A 20,159-nucleotide genomic window follows, 5' to 3' on the forward strand; every position below is an offset into this window, starting at 1 on the left:
CCCGTCTTTGGGCAACAGCATCTTTATCAGGGCGATGCTGCTAGTTTTATTTATCATTCACTTATCTACCGATCCATTCAAACCCAAATTGTATGAGCAGTATAGCGATAAATTCATCAGTTGACCTTGCCATTCCCGAATGGTTAAAAAAATGTTTGAAGGAGTCATCGACAACTAGCGGCGCAGCAGAAGATGACCGAAGACATAATGATGCAGTCTTAATTGGTCGGGCATTTGAATTTGCTTACCAACTGCATGAAGGTCAATACCGCAAATCGGGAGAACCATACATTGCTCATCCCATTGCTGTGGCTGAATTGCTGCGTGACTTGGGAGGCAGTGCTGCTATGATAGCAGCTGGATTTCTCCATGATGTCGTTGAAGATACAGAAGTTACAAGTCAAGAAATAGAAGAACGCTTTGGCCAAGAAGTGCGGCAATTGGTTGAAGGTGTCACCAAGCTTTCTAAAATCAATTTCACCAGCAAAACCGAAAGCCAAGCCGAAAACTTCCGACGGATGTTTTTGGCAATGGCGCAAGATATTCGGGTAATTGTGGTGAAATTGGCAGATCGTTTGCATAATATGCGAACTTTACAATATATGTCAGAGGCCAGCCGCCGCCGCAGTGCCCAGGAAACGCGAGATATATTCGCACCTTTAGCCAATCGCTTGGGGATTTGGCGGATTAAATGGGAACTGGAAGATTTGGCTTTTAAGTATTTGGAACCGGAAGCTTACCGCCAAATGCAAGAGCATGTTTCTGAAAAACGCACGGCGCGAGAAGAGAAGTTGGTTAGAGCTACGAATATGTTGCAAGAGCGTTTGCAGCAAGCCGGAATCCACTTTCAGGAGATTAGCGGTCGTCCCAAGCACCTTTATAGCATTTATCAAAAAATGCACCGCCAGCAAAAGGAATTTCATGAAATTTACGATTTGGCAGCGCTGCGAATAATTGTTCAAACCAATGAAGAATGCTATCGGGCGTTGGCGGTGGTTCATGATGCTTTTCGCCCAATTCCTGGGAGATTTAAAGACTACATTGGACTGCCAAAACCTAACCGTTACCAGTCGTTGCATACTGGGGTGATTGGATTAACTGGCCGTCCTTTAGAGGTGCAAATTCGGACAATCGAAATGCATCATATCGCCGAGTATGGGATTGCCGCTCATTGGAAGTATAAAGAAACAGGTGGTTCTAGCATTAGCCATTTGACAGCGACAGATGACAAATTTACTTGGCTGCGGCAACTGCTGGAATGGCAAACCGATCTCAAGGATGCCCAAGAATATCTTGATAGCGTCAAAGATAATCTATTTGAAGATGATGTCTATGTCTTCACCCCTAAGGGAGATGTTGTTCCTTTAAGTCCCGGTGCTACCACTGTAGATTTTGCTTATCGCATTCATACAGAAGTCGGAAACCACTGTTCAGGAGCGCGGGTGAATGGGCGAATGGTGCCACTGTCAACGCGGTTGCACAATGGCGATATTGTAGAAGTTCTCACCCAAAAGAACTGCCATCCGAGTTTAGATTGGTTGAACTTTGTCAGAACTTCGGCAGCGAAATATCGGATAAAACAATGGTACAAGCGATCGCGCCGGGAAGAAAATGTTGCCCGTGGACGGGAATTGTTAGAAAAGGAACTGGGTAAAACTGGTTTTGATAGTTTGCTGAAGTCGGATGCGATGCAGATTGTCGCCGAAAAGTGTAACTACCACAGCGTAGAAGATTTACTCGCCGGTTTAGGTTACGGAGAGATTACCTTGAACCTAGTACTAAATCGCTGGCGAGAAGTAGCCAAGGGACAACAACCAGTTGCCACTGTGTCGCTATTTATCCCCAAAGAACCAGCGACATCAAAAGCTTTGCGAGATGCACCTGCAACTACCTCACGTTCCACTGATTCGCCAATTTTTGGGGTGGAAGGTTTGGTATATTATTTAGCTGGGTGTTGTACCCCGATTCCTGGCGAACCAATTATTGGTGTGGTAACGCGAGGTAGGGGGATTTCAATTCATCGCCAAGGCTGCCATAATCTGGAGACTGTGGAGTATGAGCGCTTAGTACCAGTTAGGTGGAACCCAGCCGCCGAAAATAGTGGTCGTCCGCACACGTACCCCGTAGATGTTCAAATTGAAGCTCTGGATCGCGTAGGGGTGCTAAAGGATATTTTGTCACGGTTAAGCGATCAAGGGATCAATGTCCGTCATGCCCAGGTAAAAACCTCTACTGGTCAACCTGCATTGATCGACTTAGGAATAGATATACGCGATCGCCCCCAGCTAGAGCAAGTGTTTGTCCAAATTAAGAAAATGAGCGACATTTTGAATATCCGCCGCGTCGGTCAAATTGACGAGTAGATGCGCCAGTTAGGTGCGTTAACGGAGTGTAACGCACCAGTTTAAGTTGCGATTTCACTTTCAAATTTCGCTGAAATAGTCAGCCGTGGTTATAGGTGAGCGCTTCTAATGGCAAAATTACAGTAAATGTAGATCCTTTTCCTAGCTGTGAATCTACTTTAATTTCACCATCCATTAACTGAACCAATCGAGAGACTATTGCTAAACCTAATCCTGTACCATCAGAACTTTGCACTTGGGGAGCAGTTACTTCCCGAAAATAAGGATTGAAGATTTGTGCTTGAGCATCCAAAGAAATACCAATACCACTATCAGTAACAGAGATAGCCCACTGCTGTTGAGATACCGTCCAGCACTCCAAATGAATTGAACCAGATTCGGTGTAGCGAATTGCGTTACTGAGCAGATTTGTCAGAATTTGCTGAAGCCGAAGAGGATCTGCGATCGCCTGACTTGGGGCGCGATCGCATTCAACAACCAAGGATAATTCTTTCGCACGCGCTAATGGCTCAATCATCTCTAAAATAGAGTTGATTAAACTACGGACATCGGTTAGAGTCGGCTGCAATTTCATCTGTCCGGCATCGTAACGCGAAATTTCCAGAGTATCGTTAATTAACCGGACAATAAGTCTACCACTTTTGAGAACTCGCTCGATACTTTCAAGATTTGTATAGGTGTCTTTGAGTTCTGATTGTTGACGCTGCTGGCGCAGAAATAAGTCTGCATAACCGATGATTGAAGTAAGAGGCGTCTTCAGTTCATGAGCCAAATGAGAGAGACTTTCTTTACTAGCACGAACCAAACGAGTTAGCTCTTGGTTAGTCAACCGCAACTGACTTTGGAGTTGTTTAAGCTCTTGTAATCGTCCTTGAGTATAACTATTAAAGCATCGCGCGATCGCTTCATCAATTACTGTATCAATCAGGCGAACTGCCCTTAGCACCTCTTTTGCAGATCCCTGTAATAAATCTTCTTCTAAAAAGGAAAAAATCACAAACCGGAGTAAACGATACTCTCGCGCAATTTCCTCTGGTTCAAATCCCTGTTCGGCACGAAGTGTACCGTGTTCCAAACTTGCATCTACTACTGTCTGCAAATCGCTGGTTGCAGATTCAGAAAGTACTGTTGCTAATGCTTTCAAAACGCGGGGTAAGCTATCCCGTACAGCTTTGAAAGTAAGTTCATTAGTAGCTTCAATTTGTTGATCCTGGTAAACTGCTTCTACCCATCGATCGAGAATGGCATCACTTTTTGCAATTAGAGTCTGACTAAAATCCATCTTTTGCTCAACCAAACACAGCGAAGCCTCTCCCACTAGAGGTAGATTAGTACGTTTTATGTCAGTTCGCACCTGACAGAAGATAGAGGTTAGTGAAAAGACAGGTTCTTATTGAACTAATAACTTCAGCTTATTTCATCATAAATGCAAGAGCGATCGCTAAAAAGACTGTCGCACAGAAATGAGCAATGCGGAAATTATTACAACGGCAATAATCGCGGCAATGTTTTTTGATGGCAATCATAGTAAGGCTTGCAGCTATATGAAAGACCAAACATTCATCCTATATGTTAGAAAAATCACGATTTAATCGGCAATTACATAGAATCTCAATGCTAATTAACGATTTGTTTCATCTGGAAGCATATCGTTATCTGTTATATCAGGCTGCTCAGAATTAACTTTGCTCATCCTCACTCTGAACGACTTTAGCAATTTCTCAGCAAGATTGTAGGTTGTTTTTGAAAAAATATATTTTAGTCCATATATTTTAATACTAAAAGTTTCTCTTATCGATGTAGCATATACCACAGTAATGATGGATGATTAATATTGATTAATTTGTCTATTTTTTCCAAATCCTATGCAACAGTTATTTCCTGGAGAGGTATTCGCCAACACTGCGGATTTTGACACTGGTATTCGCCAACTGTTACCGCGATACGATGAGATGTTAGAGGTAATTACCCGTTGTTTAACTTCTACAAGTCGGCGTATTTTAGAATTAGGTAGTGGTACAGGCGAACTTAGTCTCAAGATACTCAACCGCTTTCCAGATTCTCAAGTAATTGCCCTAGATTACTCACCTAGAATGTTGCAATTTGCTCAAGATAAAATCACAGCAGCTGGATATCAACAACGCTGGACTGGTATACAAGCAGATTTTGGCGACTGGGCAAATAATCCAGAGAACTTGGATATTGGTAGCGAATTTGATGCTTGTGTCTCATCTTTGGCAATTCACCATCTCCAAGATGAGATGAAGTTGAAATTATTTGAGCGAATTGCTGCTAGCCTCACTCAAGACGGCTGTTTTTGGAATGCAGATCCTACCTTACCAGAATCACCAGCCTTAGCAGAAGTTTACAAAGCGGCACGAGAGGAATGGGCAATTGAACAGGGAATTAATTTGACAGAGATTCACGCTAAACGTGCCACCAGCAGCACTCAAGGTTACTCCAGTCAAGACCAGTTAGCTAGCTTAGATGCTCATTTCCAAATGTTGAGCAAAGCTGGATTTAAGACAGTTGCAGTACCTTGGAAATATTATGGTCTAGCGGTATTTGGTGGCTGTTTGTGAAAATTTTAAGTTTTGGATGCCTAGATTTGAGATTCCCCTGTCTCCAATAGGCATTTATAGAATTAACAACTTGATAGTAACAAAACAGCAATAAATAATATTATTTCTGTTGATAAGAACTAATATATAAACTCAATAGGCCTGTAAAGGAAGTCTTGCTAACTTACACAAGGGTTTTGACTGAAACTTGCGTTAATTAAGCTGGCTTGGTGTTTTTATACAATATTTCCACATCATAAGTAGCCGTGAGGATACTATCAATCCTCTACAGACCTATCCAAAAATACAGAGTAGAAAATTTTCTTCAAACAAGAAACCAGGAACACGCGATTTGGATTCGTTTTTCTGCTCCTTTCTCCAGTGGAGTTAAAGCCACTGTTTGCCATCACTTAGTTTCAAAAGGAGAATATCTTGGATGGCTCGAAATAAAAAGAAATCAGTCGGTTTCAAGCATGAGCAATCACCATACTCTAGATGCCCTATTTGTTGTATTATCCCACCCCATATACTAAAAAATGTCGTGGTCAATGGTAATCCCCAGCAACGTACTTGGGCATTTCATACATTAAATATTTCGGCACAATTTCAGGGACGGAGAAACGTCGTAGGTAATATCTCATTCGCGCCTTCTCCTGGTGAGAAACGCCGTACCATCTACGATGCCAAAAATGGGCAGCAACTTCCTGGTACGCTGGTGCGTGCTGAGGGCGATCCTCCCAGCAGCGATCCAGCAGTGAATGAAGCCTATGATGCTGCTGGTGCGACTTATGACTTGTTTAATGAGATGTTCGATCGCAATTCCATTGATGATAAAGGACTACGTTTAGACTCAAGTGTGCATTATGGTGTCAAATATGACAATGCCTTTTGGAACGGCGACCAAATGGTTTATGGTGATGGCGATGGAGAACTATTTCAACGCTTCACGAAATCAATTGATGTGATTGGGCATGAGTTAACTCACGGTATAACCCAGTACGAAGCAGGTTTACAGTATTATGGCGAACCTGGGGCACTGAATGAGTCATTTTCTGATGTCTTTGGTTCCTTGGTGAAACAAAAGACTAAAAATCAGACTGCACAAGAGGCAGATTGGCTGATTGGTGAAGGTCTTTTAGTACCGACTGTCAAAGGTGTTGCCCTCCGCTCTATGAAAACACCTGGAACAGCATACGATGACTCTGTAATGGGTAAAGATCCTCAACCAGCCCATGTGAAAGATAAATATACTGGTACTGAAGATAATGCTGGGGTACATATCAACTCAGGAATCCCTAACTATGCCTTTTATCTAGCGGCTGTTGAGATTGGTGGCTATGCCTGGGAAAAAGCTGGCAAAATATGGTATGTAGCTTTACGCGATCGCTTGCGTGCCAAAGCAGATTTTAAAAAAGCTGCCAGCGTCACCATTCAAGTTGCTGGCGAACTCTACGGTAATGACAGTAATGAGCAAAAAGCTGTGCGAAATGCTTGGCAAAAGGTAGGAGTTATTTAAAGTTAGGAGTGAGGAGTTAGGAGTTAGGAGTTTTTTCTTAACTTCTAACTCCTAACTCTTAACTTCTAACTTTTTAGATGTGTTGTTTGTTGTTGTTAAACTGGGAGTTGAGAAGTATCATCTCCCAGTCTTAGTATGTATTTCAACTAAATAACACAACGGAGAGCAAAAAAATGCGGGTATCACTTGAACGCACGGGTGGCTTTGCTGGAATTACCAAGAAGACAACCGTTGATACAGATACTCTCCCGCCACATGAAGCTGCCACACTTGCCCAACTAGTGGAAGTTGCTGATTTATTTAGGCTACCGGAACTAATTACTTCGCCAAATCCCCAGAGCGATCGCTTTCAATATAAATTAACAGTAGAAGATAACGGCAAGCAACATACAGTGACTGTCAGTGAGTCAGCATTGCCAGGAACCTTAAGACCCCTAATTGAATGGCTACAGATGGTAGCACAGAAAAAGTAAAAATAATTGATTAATTTAATTTTTGAGTGTAAGCAAAGGGGTATTTGATACCTGTGTTGCAAATTTGCCGATGCGAGGATATTTAGTAGTGGTTGGTTTTATCTCCAAAATACGCAAAAAACTTTCTTGTACTTTATTATAAATAATACAGAGACACGCGATCGCTTCTTAAACTTCTTCTACACGGATAAACCCAAAGTTGCTCTTGGACCAACACAGTTTCAAGGCATAAAATCTATACCTAACACTGTAGAATATCTCCTCAGTACTCAGAATTGTGGCACAGTGGTAGTGAGATTTTAAGCAACACGGTATTAGTTTATATCCAGGCGAGGGTAAAATGACACAAAATTCAGAAAATACTTTAAAAGTTGCTCAACAGGCATTTGAGGGTCTAACGCATGGTATGGCAACAGGAGAGTGGGAAGCATTGTTAGATATGCTCACAGAAGATTTCACCCTTTGGTTTCCAATGGCAAAATTCCACGGTTTAAACGTGGGAAAAGAAAGAGCTAGAGAATTTTTCGAGTACGTTTCTGAATCCTTTAGTCCTGGGTTGAAGCTGATTGGTCTAGACCGTGTTACTAGTAATGAAACGACTGCTGTCTTTGAGTTTCGGGACGAGGGGCTTTTATTCGGACAGCCTTACAGAAATCGGGTAGCAGTTTCTTTTGATGTGCGTGGAGACAAAATTTGTGGGTATAGGGAATATTTTGGCAGCGATGGTAAATCGTATTAAATAAGTCGGAATTATGAATTATTTAATTGATTTTTATTAGTTACTCTCAGGGTTGAGTTCGTTAATTTCTCTGCACTTAGCCTCTGCGGCTTGATATGCTGCCAGATAATCTTGACCACCCAACATTACATCACCGTAATATTCATAAGGTGGATCGCCATAAATTGGCAATGGATCGTCTTCTGGATAATCTTCTTTTGATTCTTCAATGATAGCTTTCAGTTTTTTAACAGTCAGACTATGTGCTGCAAAATACCAGATTTCTTGAGGATTTTTGTTCAGGTGAGGTAACGTGGGATCGATAATCCGAACATCAGAGGTATCGTCTAGCTCAATCCAACTGTGTTCGATCGGTCTATATGGTTTTCCAGCAAAAGCTAAAAATCCCTGAATATACTTTGCTCCCTCAGTAGATAATGCTGCTTTATAAGCATTATCAAACGGAGTGCTAGCTCTGCTGTTTATCTGTTCAGCAATTTTGATTGACAGCGTTTCATCCAATAGTTTGTTCATCAATAGCAAGGATTAGAGCAGCCATAAAAACATATTACCACTGCTACTGACCATTTTGCTTGGGCATTGGGAATTAGTTATTCACTAATGACAAATGACAAATGACTAATGACAAACTCTACTTTGTGCTAATCACCATCTGTAAATTTATTAATAAGTCGCTTGAGGTGTAGGGCTTGGACAAAAGGGTTTTAACACTATTACCAAGGTTTTTAATCATTTCATGATTGGAGGCTAATCCACTAACACCAATAATTTTGATATCTGGATTAATTTTTTTCAATACATTGATAGTTGTTGGCCCATCCATAGATGGCATCATCATATCAACTAACACCACACTAATTTCTTGTTGATGTTTTGTATATAGTGCGATCGCATCAATACCATCACTAGCCACTAAAACTTTATAAGCATTTTGTTCTAACCAGGTTTGAGTAACCTCTCGAATTGAATCTTCATCATCAACAACGAGAATTAATTCTCCATGCCCTGCTGGTAATTCCTGATATCTAGCTAATTTACTATCTGCTTCGATTGTTTGCGTTACGGGTAAGCAAACTTGAAACTCTGTACCTTTGCCCACTTCACTAACTACATTCACAAAACCGCTGTGGCTTTTGATAATGCCAAGGACTGTTGAAAGACCAAGCCCTGTGCCTTTACCCACTTCTTTTGTTGTGAAAAATGGCTCAAAAATTCTATCTACTATTTCTCTTTTAATTCCTATACCTGTATCGCGCACGGTAATCATCACATAAGAACCCGCTTTAGCATCAATATTCATCCGAGCATAATGGCTATCAACCCAGAAATTCTTCGCAGAAATCTTTAGGATACCGCCATGAGGCATAGCATCACGAGCATTAATGCAGAGGTTCATCAGTACTTGGTGTATCTGAGTTGCATCACCAAAGACATCCCACAGGTTTTGCCCAGGAACATCAATGTGGATTTCAATAGCTCTGGAAAATGTTTGCTTAACAATGTTTTCGATTTCTAAAATTGAATTCCGTATCTGTAAGGTTTTAAAGTTACCTACAGAGCCACGTGAAAACCATAGCACTTGTTTAACTAAATCTGCTGCACGTTTAATATTAGTTTCCATAATTGTCAGCCATTTCTGACTATTTTCATCCGGCAGCTTTGCCTCTAAAAGTTGTACTGTCATCATCATCGGTGTCAGTGCATTGTTGAGGTCATGAGCGATGCCACTTGCTAGAGTGCCAAGACTCTCCATCCGCTGGGCCCGGAGAAACTGGGCTTCAAGTTGCTTTTTCTCTGTGATGTCGGAGTTGACAATCAGGATGGATTTGGCTTGCCCCTCATCATCATTTACTAGTGTCCAGCGACTAGCAACGATGATTTCTTTGCCTTGTTTTGTGACTTGATATAACTCACCTTGCCACGCACCACTCTCAACTAAAGTTTCCTGGATGTTTTTCAATTGCCAAAAACTTTGCTTTTGATAAAAAAGCTGATTTGCATTCTTGCCCACTACTTCTTCTGCCATCCAGCCGTAGAGATGTTCAGCCCCTTGATTCCAAAATTGAATTTGGTTAATCAAATTTTGAACGATAATCGCGTCTGTGGTGATGTTAAGCAAAGCAGCTTGCTCGCGGATTTTCTGTTCTGCATCTTTGCGATCGCGTAGCGCAGCTTGCTGTTCGGTAATATCAATTACAAAGCCTGCCATCCGAGCAACTTTACCTGTAGAGTCTAAAAAGATATACCCATTGTTCTCAACTGTGATATAAGTGCCATCTTTACGACATACACGAAATTCAAGATGGAATCGCTCTTTTGTGGATAAAACCCGGTTAATCTCTTTGTTAAAAAAGCTGCGATCGTCAGAATGAATCAATTCTAACCAGCGGTTCAAACCTCCCAACATCTCAGGCATAGAGTAACCTAATATTCGCTCTACATTGCCATCATATTTAATCTCATTAGTATGCAAGTGCCAATCGTAGAGAATCTGACCACTTGCTTGAATTAGTGCTTGATAGCGATTGTTCCACTCATCTAATGCATCTGAATGACATCGTAGTTTTTCCTCTACCTGCTGACGCTCCAAGATTTCGCTCTCTAAACGGTTATTTTGCTCTGTAAGTTTTTTTGTGAGGTTCCGTAAACGTAAATGGGTATTTATCCTAGCTAAAACTTCTTGAGATTCTAAAGGTTTGGTAATGTAATCTACAGCCCCAAGATTCAAACCTTTAACTTTATCTACCTTGTCACTCATGGCAGTTATAAATATTACGGGAATATCTTGAGTAGCTGTATTTTTTTTCAAAAGTCTACAAGTCTCAAAACCGTCAATTCCTGGCATTAATACATCCAGTAAAATCAGGTCAGGTGAAGCATATTCTGCCATATAAACGGCACTTTGTCCATCTTCAGATACTAAAACTTGAAAGCTGTAATAATCTAAAAAGTCAAATAATACTTGTAAATTAACAGGAGTATCATCGACTATTAAAATAACAGGTTTTTCCTTTTTATTAAAATTCATACTTGCCTCTTATTAAATTTATTTTAAAATTTCTATAATTTGTTTTCCTTGAAAAAAAATTATAATACTTACGTAAAACTACAGGTGGTAGGGGCAATTCATAAATTACTCCTATCTAAAAATCAGGGTTTCAGCTATTGTTTGTGTAACTCCTGCTTTAGCAAGTTGATGAAGATGTGTGGCAGATGGCACTCGATCGCCTACTTGTTGGAATAGCAAAAATAATTTTGCTATTTAAAATGTCTCTTGGCTGATTTGAGATACCATACTTTCTGCCAATTTTTTAGATACACACAAATTTTAGACTTAAATTAAAAAGATTTAATTAAATAAAAGTAAACTATTTCCACAAAATAGCGGTTTCCAAGTGATGAAGTATATATAGGAATCCGGTTTGATTCCTGAATTTACTTGCGTGAGCAGGGAACAGGAAAGAAGGCATAGATCCGTACTGAGTCTTGTTCAAAAATAAAATAGGAGTCCTATACCTCATTCTTATTAGAAAAAGCTATATAGCGATCGCACTTTTATTCTCTTTCCAAAAACAAATAAATATATATATGGAAAAGTTAAGGGCGCACAGCTAGCTGCACGCCCTTACTATGTTTATCTATAAAAAATCTATGGAGTTGTGGAGGGATCGAGTTTTAGCCGAGCCGTTTTGGGGTGACAGGGACTTCCCCAACAAACCTGCCCAGAAGGCATATTAGTAAAAACACTACTCCGAGCGCCAATTACAGCATTAGCCCCGATTTGCACTCCTGGCCCAATAAAACAATCTGCCGCTACCCATGCACCATTTTCAATGGTGATACTTGCTGTTTTCAACCCAAAGGCAGGATCTTGGAGATCGTGAGTACCAGTACACAGGTAACTTTTTTGGGAAACTACGCAATGTTCGCCGACTTCGATCTGATCGAGGCTATATAAAACTACGTTATCTCCAATCCAACTGTAGTTACCAATGGTAACTTTCCAGGGGTAGGTAAATCGGGCTGTAGGTCGAATTAATACACCTTTGCCGATACGAGCGCCAAATAATCGTAACAAAGCACAACGTACAATATTTAACGGTTGAGGAGTTAGAGGAAAGGCGATCGCTTGTACAAACCACCATAATAAAACATACCAACTTGGACGCCCCCGGTCAAACCAAGATTGGTCATATTTGCGTAAATCTACGAAAGGTTGGTCATTAGTCATTATCAGGAATCAATGGTCAATAGCTTTGCTTCTGCTTCTCTGCTCCCCTGCTCCTCTGCTCCCTCTTTTGGGATAGTTGCAGTATTTAAGTGACCACCACAGTTGCGTAATTCGTAAAGTTTCACGCCAATTTGATATTCATATTGACTGAGTAAACGTGCATAGATATATCCTGCTTTGCCATCTAAAAAACCGCGTTGAATTATATAAAATAAAACAAACCGCAAAACGGGTTTAAATGGTAGGTGTACCCAAACTTTTTTCAAAAATCTTTTGCGTTGTACGGCATCGCCAAATAGATTAGCGCCGATAGTACCACTATCATCTTTACCTGTAAGAATATTAAAATAAACCCTGGCTTCCCAGTTGGAATATCTGTTGTGCCGTTCTAACCAGTGGTAAAGGTCGCGGAAGTCTTCGTGGAGCATATCATTTTTGAGATACCCAACTTTCCCTTGCAAAATCACGTGTTCGTGAACTTCGTTATCACCAGTATTAGGAATATCTTCTGTATTTAAATTTTCGTAGCGACCTTTTTTATGTTGAAATAAACGTAGATTCCAATCAGGATATTTCCCGCCATAACGAATCCATTTTCCTAAGAAAAATACGCGGCGGTTGAGATAATAACCTGTATATTCATCATTTTGAATTGCTTGCTCAATTTCTGACCAAAGTTCGGGGGTGATGCGCTCATCACAATCTACAATTAGCACCCATTCATTACGAAAAGGCAAATTATCTAAAGACCAATTTTTCTTTTTAGGCCAGCGTCCATTGAAGTTGAATTGTACGACATTTACACCGTAACTTTTAGCAATCTCAATGCTGTTGTCGGTACTTTGAGAATCTACTACAAATATTTCATCTGCTCTGCTGAGGCTAGTAAGGCAAGCAGGCAAGTTAGCTTGTTCGTTCTTTGCTGGAATTAGTACTGAAACTGGTATTTTAGATGACATATTGAGTAAAAATTATGTTACTGGTTATTTCTTATTTGATGTAGATAAAAGACCCTGAATAGCAGCATTTAAGTAACCAATCTGACCGTAAGCATACACCAGTTTGTCAAACCGTTCTGCTGGATCGGAGAAATACTGTAAAGCTTTATACAAGCCTCGCACAAACCGTTCGCTACCTCGCTGTAATTGAGCGATCCCAGCTTTACCAGCGAGTTGTTCTCGATAGCATTCACTGATACCCTGCCACCAGCCCCGGTTTAAAAACCAGGAGCGTTGGAGGCGTTCTGGGGCTACATTGTGAGCGACGAGTGCTTCGGGAAGATAAGCAACTTGCCAACCACGCTGTAGAGCAAATTCGGTCATTTGCAGTTCTTCGTTAGATAATAAATTTTTACCCACTCGACCGAGATGGGGATCGAAACCGCCAATTTCTTCGAGGAAACTGCGGCGGATGGAATAATTTAAGCCTCTGGGTGTTAAACCAGGTTGCTCAATGTAAATGTTACTGTCACCTAAGTCGTATGCACCCAGATTTGCAGCTAGCCCCGGAGATAGCCATCGTGGTTGTTGAATTCCTGGAGGCCACAGGAGAGTGACTTTGCCACCTGCGATCGCTAGCTTAGAATTATTGTAATAGGCAGAATATAAAACTTGTAGCCAGCCCTTACTGGCAACGGCATCATCATCTAGATAAGCAAGAATATCACCACTGGCTACCTTTGCACCCGTGTTGCGGGCGACAGATAAACCAATGGTGGGTTCAAAAACATACTTCAGGCGCGGATTGTGGCTTCTTTGTTCTACAACCTCACGAGTGCGATCGCTAGATCCATTATCAACTACCACAATTTCAAAGTCAGCAGCAAAATCCTGCTCTAAAAGACTATCAATTGCAGCCCCTAAATAGGTATCTCGATTGTGGGTACAGATAATGGCAGAGATTTGGATGTCTGGCATAGATTGAATTTTGGATTTGAGATTTGGGACTTCGGCTCCTTTCGACTCCGCTACCTCGGCTTCGCTCGGCACAAGTCAAGGCAAGTCGCTCAGTCGAACGATTTTAGATTAAAATCTAAATCCAACGCTATAACTGCTGAGAGTTAATCTAAACCAAAAGTTACCGACCTACCAACCGAGTTTCTTCGGAAATAATCTTTAAAACTTTACGTTTGTTGAATATGACTGTGTAAAACTACAAGAGTTTGCGCCAGTTGACTAAGGCGGGTTTCCAAAGATTGCTTGCGCCCTAACAGTTGACGTAACTTTTGGTAACGAGCGATCGCCATACTAACATTGGGAACCTGATCCGGTGGACATGGACGCGACCAAACTTTACCAGTATCGTCTACACCACAGAGGCGATAGCCAGTAATAGATGATTGATAAGATACTTTTCCACCAGTGGCACAAATTTCTTCTACGTAGTTCATCAGGCGGTCAACTTCTGCATGGCGCAGTGTCGCAGTTCCTCCTGGTTCTGGTTCGGGGGGATTGGATTCTAACCAGCCATTGACAATTGGCCCTTCTAAGTAAATATCCTGAATTTGTTTCAAAATATTTTGCAATTCTGTTTGCCAACCAGCAACAGTTTCCTGAATTTCTTGCAATAGATTCATTGCCAATGCTGGATTCGCTCCGTGGCGATGGCTACTAAAAGTGGGAGTTTTCAACTTGGGTAGGCTGGGTGTTTTGTTACCATTCTCTTCTGCTTGAAAGGTCTGCACAGATTCATGGTGAGGAAAGAAATTTTGGTCAGAAGGAGAATAATTTTCAGTATTTACGCTTAAGTCAACTGTTTGTCCTTGTGACTTTACTTCCTCATCCTGAGAGGATGGAATTTGTGTACTTTCTGTAGGTTCGTTAGCTCCGACGCTGATTCTAAAGGAGAAAGGCCGTTTTGTTGTCGAATCAGTTGTTTCGGCAGTAGAGGCAGTGCCGCGATTCCCTAAATCGTGTAGAGTTGCTTCAATGCGTTTTAAGCCTGCGTTCATAAAGACATCCTAAAGTTTGCTGTCCCCAGTAGTATTGAATAATTAAGAATGGGGTAGTTGGGATTTTTGGCTTTTGCCAGTTGTAGCATCTAATGATGCTGGTGCTAATTTTATCCCTTAAAAGTTATTTGAAACCAAAAATCTCACCCATGAAGTAAAAAAATGTGGCGATCAATTGTAACCGTGGGTATGTAGAGGAGGCAGGAGGCAGGAGATTGGAATTTATCTGTTGCTCTTAACCCCATCTAATTCCAGACCACGAAATTGTAGATTTTGCTGGAGGACTTAAACCACAAGCTTACTTGCGATAATAACCATAGGAGGCGACGGCAATATTCCTTCTGCCTTCTGCCTCCTGCCCTCTGCCTCCTGCCTCTCTTGTTAAAATACTCAGTAAAAAACTTTGGGTAAAATCATTTTAGTAACAGGGCCAGCACGATCTGGTAAAAGTGAATGGGCAGAAACTTTAGCTATGCAGTCAGGAAAAGCAGTTGTTTATATAGCAACAGCCACCGATAACCCAGATGACCAAGAGTGGCACCAACGCATTTTAGAACACCAACAACGTCGTCCCCAAGACTGGGTAACTTTATCTGTACCTGTGGAACTGTCTGCTACCCTTGCTGATGCCAAACCCTATACTTGCCTCTTAGTTGATTCTTTAGGGACTTGGGTTGCCAATCTCCTAGAACAGGATGAATCTAGCTGGGAAAATACCCTTGCAGAATTATTAGAGACGGTGGAATTGGTTGCTGCTGATATGCTGTTTGTAGCAGAAGAAGTGGGTTGGGGTGTGATCCCAGCTTATCCCCTTGGAAGGATGTTCCGCGATCGCCTCGGTTCTTTAGTACGCCAGCTAGCAACACTTAGCGAAATTGTTTATTTAGTGACTGGCGGCCATGTTCTCAATCTCAGCATCCTTGGTTCGCCATTGCCAAATAGAGTTGATGCTGGAACACTCAGAAGTCAAGATTCTTAACTGTTGATTCAAATTAATCCAAAATCTAAAATCTAACAATCTAGAATTGTAATATGGCAACCAAACAAGAAGTAAGAAAATACCTTGCCTACTGGTTTCAGTTGGGTAAGAGAGTGATTACGGGCAACGGTGAGGCAAGCTTTTTGCCCCAATCGGTGCTAAATGGCGATCGCTATAGTGAAGAATTTGAAGAATGCTGGCAAAAAATTATTTCATCGGAATCGGGTGATTGTTACCTTGAGGGTACACATGAAACTATTGCTGAATTGTTGACGCCAACATGGAATATGCTACCTTGCAGCCGATGCAGTATGCCAATAGCTGCGCGAAACGTCGGGATGCCGGCGTTGTTATGTCCCTGCAATGATTTACCTAACTGGCCGAATACTGAATTGCCAGCACCGCGAGAGCCAATTAAAACTCAAAACCAACTCCAAACAATTCGCGATCGGCTTGTAAAGAATATTACATAAAAAAATTGCTATGGGACTTCCAAAGAAAAAAATATCCCACAATTAACAGTCAGCAACTTCAAGCGGGATAATTTATTTTTTGGAGTTCCCTATAAAACCAATTGCAACTTCAACGGCTGTCGAAAAACCCATCTGCTCAATTTCTCAAAAATGCAGGTCTAAAACTCTTCCCACCAGGATAGAGTTAAGACCTATGTATTTTTTAGTTGCAGTAGGTTCGTTGTGGCAGGGTAGAATCTAATACAAAGGGATTATCATTACCTTGGGGTGTTTTAGCGATCGCATGACTGCGTGCTACCTCACCAGCATCAATTGGATCGTCTGCTTGCCACTTACAGAGAGTATCCTTTTGTGCTTCAAAGAAGCTTGCATTCGCCAGTTCTGGATAGACTGTGCGGAAATAGAAAATTACCCGAGCAATATCTCCTTTCTTTGCCTCCCGTGGTTCAAAAAATCCCCGTCTGAATTCACTGTATTTGTCAATATCCTGCGGACTTGGTTGGAAACTTAGCTCATCATCATCGAGATACCAAGACGTAGTTTGATTATCAGGAATATCTCCAAATGGAAAGTTTGCGCGATCGCTGTTAACTTCCACACGTGAAGCAAAGAGGTTATGCAAATCGCTTTTTGCTGGGCCTTCAGCTCCCATACTCTGTGGCCAGACGTGTTCAGCATTGATTCTGTGTCGTGCTGCTTCCTCTCTGGGTTTATCTGAATTTGGGTCGAGCGGAACACTGTAACCAGCGTAGATGTCCGTTACTGTACCGCCTTGGTTATCTATTTTGGTGTAGAGCAAATCACGGGCGCTACCATATCCGAGGCTAGCACGAGGGGAGTAAAGGCTGTCTAGTTTTTCCAGTAAATCGTCTCCTGTAACACCAGAAAGAATTGTGCCTGGTGTAACTGGTGGTTCAGGACTGCTAACTGGGACTGATGGAATGGGAGTAGTCTCACCAATCGCTGATAGAGTAAATCGAGCAATCACAGGGTCGTGATCGCTGACTACTCTAGAAATCCCTGCGTTAACGTGAACAGCATTGATCTCAGGATTTCCATTGTTAAACAAATTTGGGGTAATCAGGATTTGGTCAATTTGTTCCTTATTCCCTTGAAAGACATAAGAGAAGCGGTCATCTTGAGGAATTTTGTTTACCAAATTTTTCAGCTGATTTCCTTCAAGGATTTTAATCGGCTGGGAGTCTGGAGTATCGTTTAGATCGCCAAGGACGACAATATTTGCATTTGGGTCAGTAGTTAAGCGATTTTCGACAAATTTGTTAACAATTGTTGCCTGCTGTATCCGTTTTGGGTTGGAAGCTGCTCCTCCACTTTTAGAAGCAAAGTGATTGTTTATTAGGGTGATGGGAATATCGTTGAAAGTAAATTCACCCACTAAAGGTTTGCGACTTTTTAAAAAAGCTGGATCGTCCGCAAAGCGTTCAAGCTTTTGTAGCTTAACTCGTTGAGGATTGAACAAAAAGCCTACCCGAATATTGCCACCTGGTTGGCCTCCATCAAGTCCGTTCTGAGGAGGAATTTCCCGATATTCATAGGCTGGGCCTCCTACAGATTGGATAGAACTGATTAGAGTCTCAGCAGTCAGAGTAGCATCAACTACAGAACTTAACTCAGCTCCATCATTGTCTTGTACTTCTTGCAAAGCAATAATGTCTGGTGCTTCAAGATTAGTAACAATCTGGTTTGCCAAAGCTGCAAACTTACCGTTTTTCACATCATCATCGACGTTTCTCGCCGACCTATTATCAACCTTAGAGACGTTTTCCTTTTTAGGATCGAGGTTTTCGACGTTAAAGGTGGTAATCGTTAATTGCGTAGGACTTCCTACCAAAGATGTAACTTGTACACCATGAGCGATTCCTGAAGGAAACCAGAATGCAAGAAAAACGATAAAGCACGCTGTATGCAAGACTTTTCGGAAAGAACTCATGAACATTCTCCTTAATTGCAAATAGAGACTTAACTCAGTTGGAGCGCCATTCCGAAGATATGAGAAACAAAGAAATTGAAGTTTTTCTAAAGCCATTTGACTAAGAAAAACAAGCAAAACAATCTATCTGTTTCAGTCCAAAATCAAGTATTGAGTGCAAGCTTATGTTTGTATTAAGAGATGTACTTCGATTCCCAAGAATAAGTCATAACACAACCAATAATACAGCAGTCATTTGGTATTTATCAACTTATTATCTAGTCACTTGCAGATACTAAATTGCGATCGTAACTAGTAACAAATGCCTTATGCTTCTCAAGAGTGCTGAATGGGGAATCTTACTTTTTTACTCAGGACTGAGAACGGGCTAAATGCCCCGCTAATAAAACTTTGAACTGTTTTGGCCCATACCCAATGTTCAAATTCCTAAATATTTTGCTCAATAACCGTGCCACTATAGAAAATAGAGCTGCAAATTGAGCAATAGGAAGACTAAAGAACACTGTGCAGATAACATTCTTAGGGACGAGTTCCGGTGTACCCACGCGATCGCGCAATGTTTCCAGTGTCGCTCTGAGATTACCCCAAAGGGCAGAACTGTGGTTATTTGACTGTGGCGAAGGTACTCAGCATCAAATTATGCGGAGTGAACTGAAAATCAGTCAACTCTCCCGAATTTTTATCACCCACATGCACGGCGACCACATCTTTGGCTTGATGGGACTTCTTGCTACTTGCGGCTTGGCTGGCAATGTGGAACGAATTGATATCTATGGCCCACCTGGATTAAATGATTACATTCAATCCGCCTCACGTTATTCCTACACGCATTTTTCTTACCCGATCAAGGTTCACGCCATCCGTCCAGGGATAATTTATGAAGACAATGACTTCACCGTTAGCTGCGGTAATTTGCATCATCGAATTACAGCTTTCGGCTACCGCGTAGCCGAAAAAGACCGAGCCGGACGCTTTGATGTGGAAAAAGCCAAGGCGTTGCAAATTCCTCCTGGTCGGGTTTACGGTCAACTCAAGCGGGGTGAAACAGTTACCCTTACAGACGGACGGGTGATTGATGGCACCCAATTGTGCGGCCCTACAGAAATTGGTCGAAAGATTGCCTATTGTACAGATACAATTTATTGTGATGGTGCAGTGGAATTAGCTGATGATGTCGATGTATTAATTCACGAAGCAACCTTTGCCCATCAAGATGCAGATATGGCTTTCCAGCGGTTACATTCCACAACCACAATGGCAGCGCAAACAGCTTTAGCTGCTGGCGCGCATCGACTGATTATGAGTCATTTCAGTCCCCGCTATGCTCCCGGAAATACTTTAGAGTTGAAGGATCTCCTCAAAGAAGCTCGTGCTATTTTTCCCCGTACTGATATGGCTTACGATTTTATGATTCATGAAGTACCCAGACGACGGGAAATAGAGTTAACCAAGGTAAGCGTTTAAATTTTGGACTTTCCTGCGTAACGCTACGCGTAGCTTCCCTGGAAGGGTACGGCTACGCTAAGTCTAACGATTTTAGATTTTAGATTTCCTACTGAGCGCTTCTAATCTAAAATCTAAAATTAACCAGGTTCTATTTTAGATTTTAATAGTCTCAATCATAAAATCAAGCAAATAAACAGTAGCTTTATTTTCTGAGTAAGTAAACTATTTAACCAACAATTTACGGTTAACTAGATGTATCAAGAATATACAAATAGTATGGTTTAAATATTTTTATCAATGTGTTTTTTCTATTACAAGTTATTAAAATAACTATAATATATCTAGTAATATTATGAGTTGGATAATTTTATACTCAAATACTTAGGAAAAATAATTAATTTTTCGTCAAGATTTTTATTCCTTAAATAAAATATTTATTAAAAATTTATCCTTCTAACACTGATTCAGAATTTATAT

Annotated in this window: 16 protein-coding genes; 8 read left to right on the top strand and 8 right to left on the bottom strand. The window is 41.2% G+C overall.

All coding sequences use genetic code 11. From position 1 onward, the window contains the following. The first annotated feature begins 92 nt into the window (after positions 1-92). Positions 93-2,363, top strand: coding sequence for a bifunctional (p)ppGpp synthetase/guanosine-3',5'-bis(diphosphate) 3'-pyrophosphohydrolase (locus RMZ95_RS16490; protein WP_322683536.1), 2,271 nt, complete (start codon positions 93-95; stop codon positions 2,361-2,363). A gap of 79 nt (positions 2,364-2,442) precedes the next feature. Here RMZ95_RS16490 and RMZ95_RS16495 read toward each other — a convergent pair whose 3' ends face one another. Then, positions 2,443-3,645, bottom strand: a complete 1,203-nt coding sequence (locus tag RMZ95_RS16495) for a HAMP domain-containing sensor histidine kinase (protein ID WP_322683537.1) — start codon at positions 3,643-3,645, stop codon at positions 2,443-2,445. A 583-nt stretch (positions 3,646-4,228) separates the two neighbouring features. Between RMZ95_RS16495 and RMZ95_RS16500 the strand changes: the two genes are divergently transcribed. From RMZ95_RS16500 to RMZ95_RS16515, 4 genes are all read left to right on the top strand, one after another. Then, on the top strand, positions 4,229-4,945 hold the full coding sequence (locus RMZ95_RS16500; protein ID WP_322683538.1) for a class I SAM-dependent methyltransferase: 717 nt from the start codon (positions 4,229-4,231) through the stop codon (positions 4,943-4,945). Positions 4,946-5,360: 415 nt separating this feature from the next. Then, positions 5,361-6,440, top strand: coding sequence for a M4 family metallopeptidase (locus RMZ95_RS16505; protein ID WP_322683539.1), 1,080 nt, complete (start codon positions 5,361-5,363; stop codon positions 6,438-6,440). Between the two features lie 173 nt (positions 6,441-6,613). Beyond that, positions 6,614-6,913: a protealysin inhibitor emfourin gene (locus tag RMZ95_RS16510; RefSeq protein ID WP_322683540.1), complete on the top strand. Its 300-nt coding sequence runs from the start codon at positions 6,614-6,616 to the stop codon at positions 6,911-6,913. Positions 6,914-7,253: 340 nt separating this feature from the next. Further along, on the top strand, positions 7,254-7,652 hold the full coding sequence (locus RMZ95_RS16515) for a nuclear transport factor 2 family protein (RefSeq protein WP_322673609.1): 399 nt from the start codon (positions 7,254-7,256) through the stop codon (positions 7,650-7,652). Between the two features lie 36 nt (positions 7,653-7,688). Here the strand turns inward: RMZ95_RS16515 and RMZ95_RS16520 are convergent, their stop codons facing one another. The 6 genes from RMZ95_RS16520 to RMZ95_RS16545 all read right to left on the bottom strand — a co-directional run bounded on the left by RMZ95_RS16520 (position 7,689) and on the right by RMZ95_RS16545 (position 14,833). Further along, on the bottom strand, positions 7,689-8,165 hold the full coding sequence (locus tag RMZ95_RS16520) for a hypothetical protein (RefSeq protein ID WP_322683541.1): 477 nt from the start codon (positions 8,163-8,165) through the stop codon (positions 7,689-7,691). A 118-nt stretch (positions 8,166-8,283) separates the two neighbouring features. After that, on the bottom strand, positions 8,284-10,680 hold the full coding sequence (locus tag RMZ95_RS16525; protein WP_322683542.1) for a response regulator: 2,397 nt from the start codon (positions 10,678-10,680) through the stop codon (positions 8,284-8,286). A 621-nt stretch (positions 10,681-11,301) separates the two neighbouring features. Next, positions 11,302-11,883 carry a hormogonium polysaccharide biosynthesis acetyltransferase HpsU gene (hpsU, locus tag RMZ95_RS16530; RefSeq protein WP_322683543.1) on the bottom strand — a complete coding sequence of 194 codons (582 nt, stop codon included), beginning with the start codon at positions 11,881-11,883 and terminating at the stop codon, positions 11,302-11,304. Positions 11,884-11,885: 2 nt separating this feature from the next. Beyond that, positions 11,886-12,842, bottom strand: coding sequence for a glycosyltransferase family 2 protein (locus RMZ95_RS16535; RefSeq protein WP_322673613.1), 957 nt, complete (start codon positions 12,840-12,842; stop codon positions 11,886-11,888). A gap of 24 nt (positions 12,843-12,866) precedes the next feature. After that, a complete protein-coding gene (locus RMZ95_RS16540) occupies positions 12,867-13,799 on the bottom strand; it encodes a glycosyltransferase family A protein (protein WP_322683628.1) in 933 nt (310 codons plus the stop codon). A gap of 206 nt (positions 13,800-14,005) precedes the next feature. Next, positions 14,006-14,833 carry a hypothetical protein gene (locus RMZ95_RS16545; RefSeq protein ID WP_322659702.1) on the bottom strand — a complete coding sequence of 276 codons (828 nt, stop codon included), beginning with the start codon at positions 14,831-14,833 and terminating at the stop codon, positions 14,006-14,008. A 403-nt stretch (positions 14,834-15,236) separates the two neighbouring features. On the opposite strand from RMZ95_RS16545, the gene cobU reads away from it, so the two are divergent. Further along, positions 15,237-15,812 carry a bifunctional adenosylcobinamide kinase/adenosylcobinamide-phosphate guanylyltransferase gene (gene cobU / locus RMZ95_RS16550; RefSeq protein ID WP_322683544.1) on the top strand — a complete coding sequence of 192 codons (576 nt, stop codon included), beginning with the start codon at positions 15,237-15,239 and terminating at the stop codon, positions 15,810-15,812. Positions 15,813-15,865: 53 nt separating this feature from the next. Further along, positions 15,866-16,285, top strand: a complete 420-nt coding sequence (locus RMZ95_RS16555; protein ID WP_322683545.1) for a hypothetical protein — start codon at positions 15,866-15,868, stop codon at positions 16,283-16,285. 202 nt (positions 16,286-16,487) lie between these two features. On the opposite strand, the gene RMZ95_RS16560 is transcribed toward RMZ95_RS16555, so the two are convergent. After that, entirely contained in the window at positions 16,488-18,236 is a 1,749-nt protein-coding gene (locus tag RMZ95_RS16560; RefSeq protein WP_322683546.1) for an endonuclease, read from the bottom strand. A gap of 504 nt (positions 18,237-18,740) precedes the next feature. Here RMZ95_RS16560 and RMZ95_RS16565 point away from each other — a divergent pair. Further along, positions 18,741-19,700: a ribonuclease Z gene (locus RMZ95_RS16565; RefSeq protein WP_322683547.1), complete on the top strand. Its 960-nt coding sequence runs from the start codon at positions 18,741-18,743 to the stop codon at positions 19,698-19,700. Positions 19,701-20,159 lie beyond the last annotated feature (459 nt).

This window comes from Nostoc sp. DedQUE07, assembly GCF_034530975.2.
Lineage (GTDB): Bacteria > Cyanobacteriota > Cyanobacteriia > Cyanobacteriales > Nostocaceae > Nostoc.

Coding starts and splice junctions, on each gene's coding strand:
- RMZ95_RS16560 (WP_322683546.1), bottom strand. CDS start 18,236: ATGAGTTCTTTCCGAAAAGTCTTGCATACAGCGTGCTTTATCGTTTTT.
- RMZ95_RS16515 (WP_322673609.1), top strand. CDS start 7,254: ATGACACAAAATTCAGAAAATACTTTAAAAGTTGCTCAACAGGCATTT.
- RMZ95_RS16495 (WP_322683537.1), bottom strand. CDS start 3,645: ATGGATTTTAGTCAGACTCTAATTGCAAAAAGTGATGCCATTCTCGAT.
- hpsU (WP_322683543.1), bottom strand. CDS start 11,883: ATGACTAATGACCAACCTTTCGTAGATTTACGCAAATATGACCAATCT.
- RMZ95_RS16540 (WP_322683628.1), bottom strand. CDS start 13,799: ATGCCAGACATCCAAATCTCTGCCATTATCTGTACCCACAATCGAGAT.
- RMZ95_RS16525 (WP_322683542.1), bottom strand. CDS start 10,680: ATGAATTTTAATAAAAAGGAAAAACCTGTTATTTTAATAGTCGATGAT.
- RMZ95_RS16505 (WP_322683539.1), top strand. CDS start 5,361: ATGGCTCGAAATAAAAAGAAATCAGTCGGTTTCAAGCATGAGCAATCA.
- RMZ95_RS16555 (WP_322683545.1), top strand. CDS start 15,866: ATGGCAACCAAACAAGAAGTAAGAAAATACCTTGCCTACTGGTTTCAG.
- RMZ95_RS16520 (WP_322683541.1), bottom strand. CDS start 8,165: ATGAACAAACTATTGGATGAAACGCTGTCAATCAAAATTGCTGAACAG.
- RMZ95_RS16490 (WP_322683536.1), top strand. CDS start 93: ATGAGCAGTATAGCGATAAATTCATCAGTTGACCTTGCCATTCCCGAA.
- RMZ95_RS16535 (WP_322673613.1), bottom strand. CDS start 12,842: ATGTCATCTAAAATACCAGTTTCAGTACTAATTCCAGCAAAGAACGAA.
- RMZ95_RS16500 (WP_322683538.1), top strand. CDS start 4,229: ATGCAACAGTTATTTCCTGGAGAGGTATTCGCCAACACTGCGGATTTT.
- RMZ95_RS16510 (WP_322683540.1), top strand. CDS start 6,614: ATGCGGGTATCACTTGAACGCACGGGTGGCTTTGCTGGAATTACCAAG.
- RMZ95_RS16545 (WP_322659702.1), bottom strand. CDS start 14,833: ATGAACGCAGGCTTAAAACGCATTGAAGCAACTCTACACGATTTAGGG.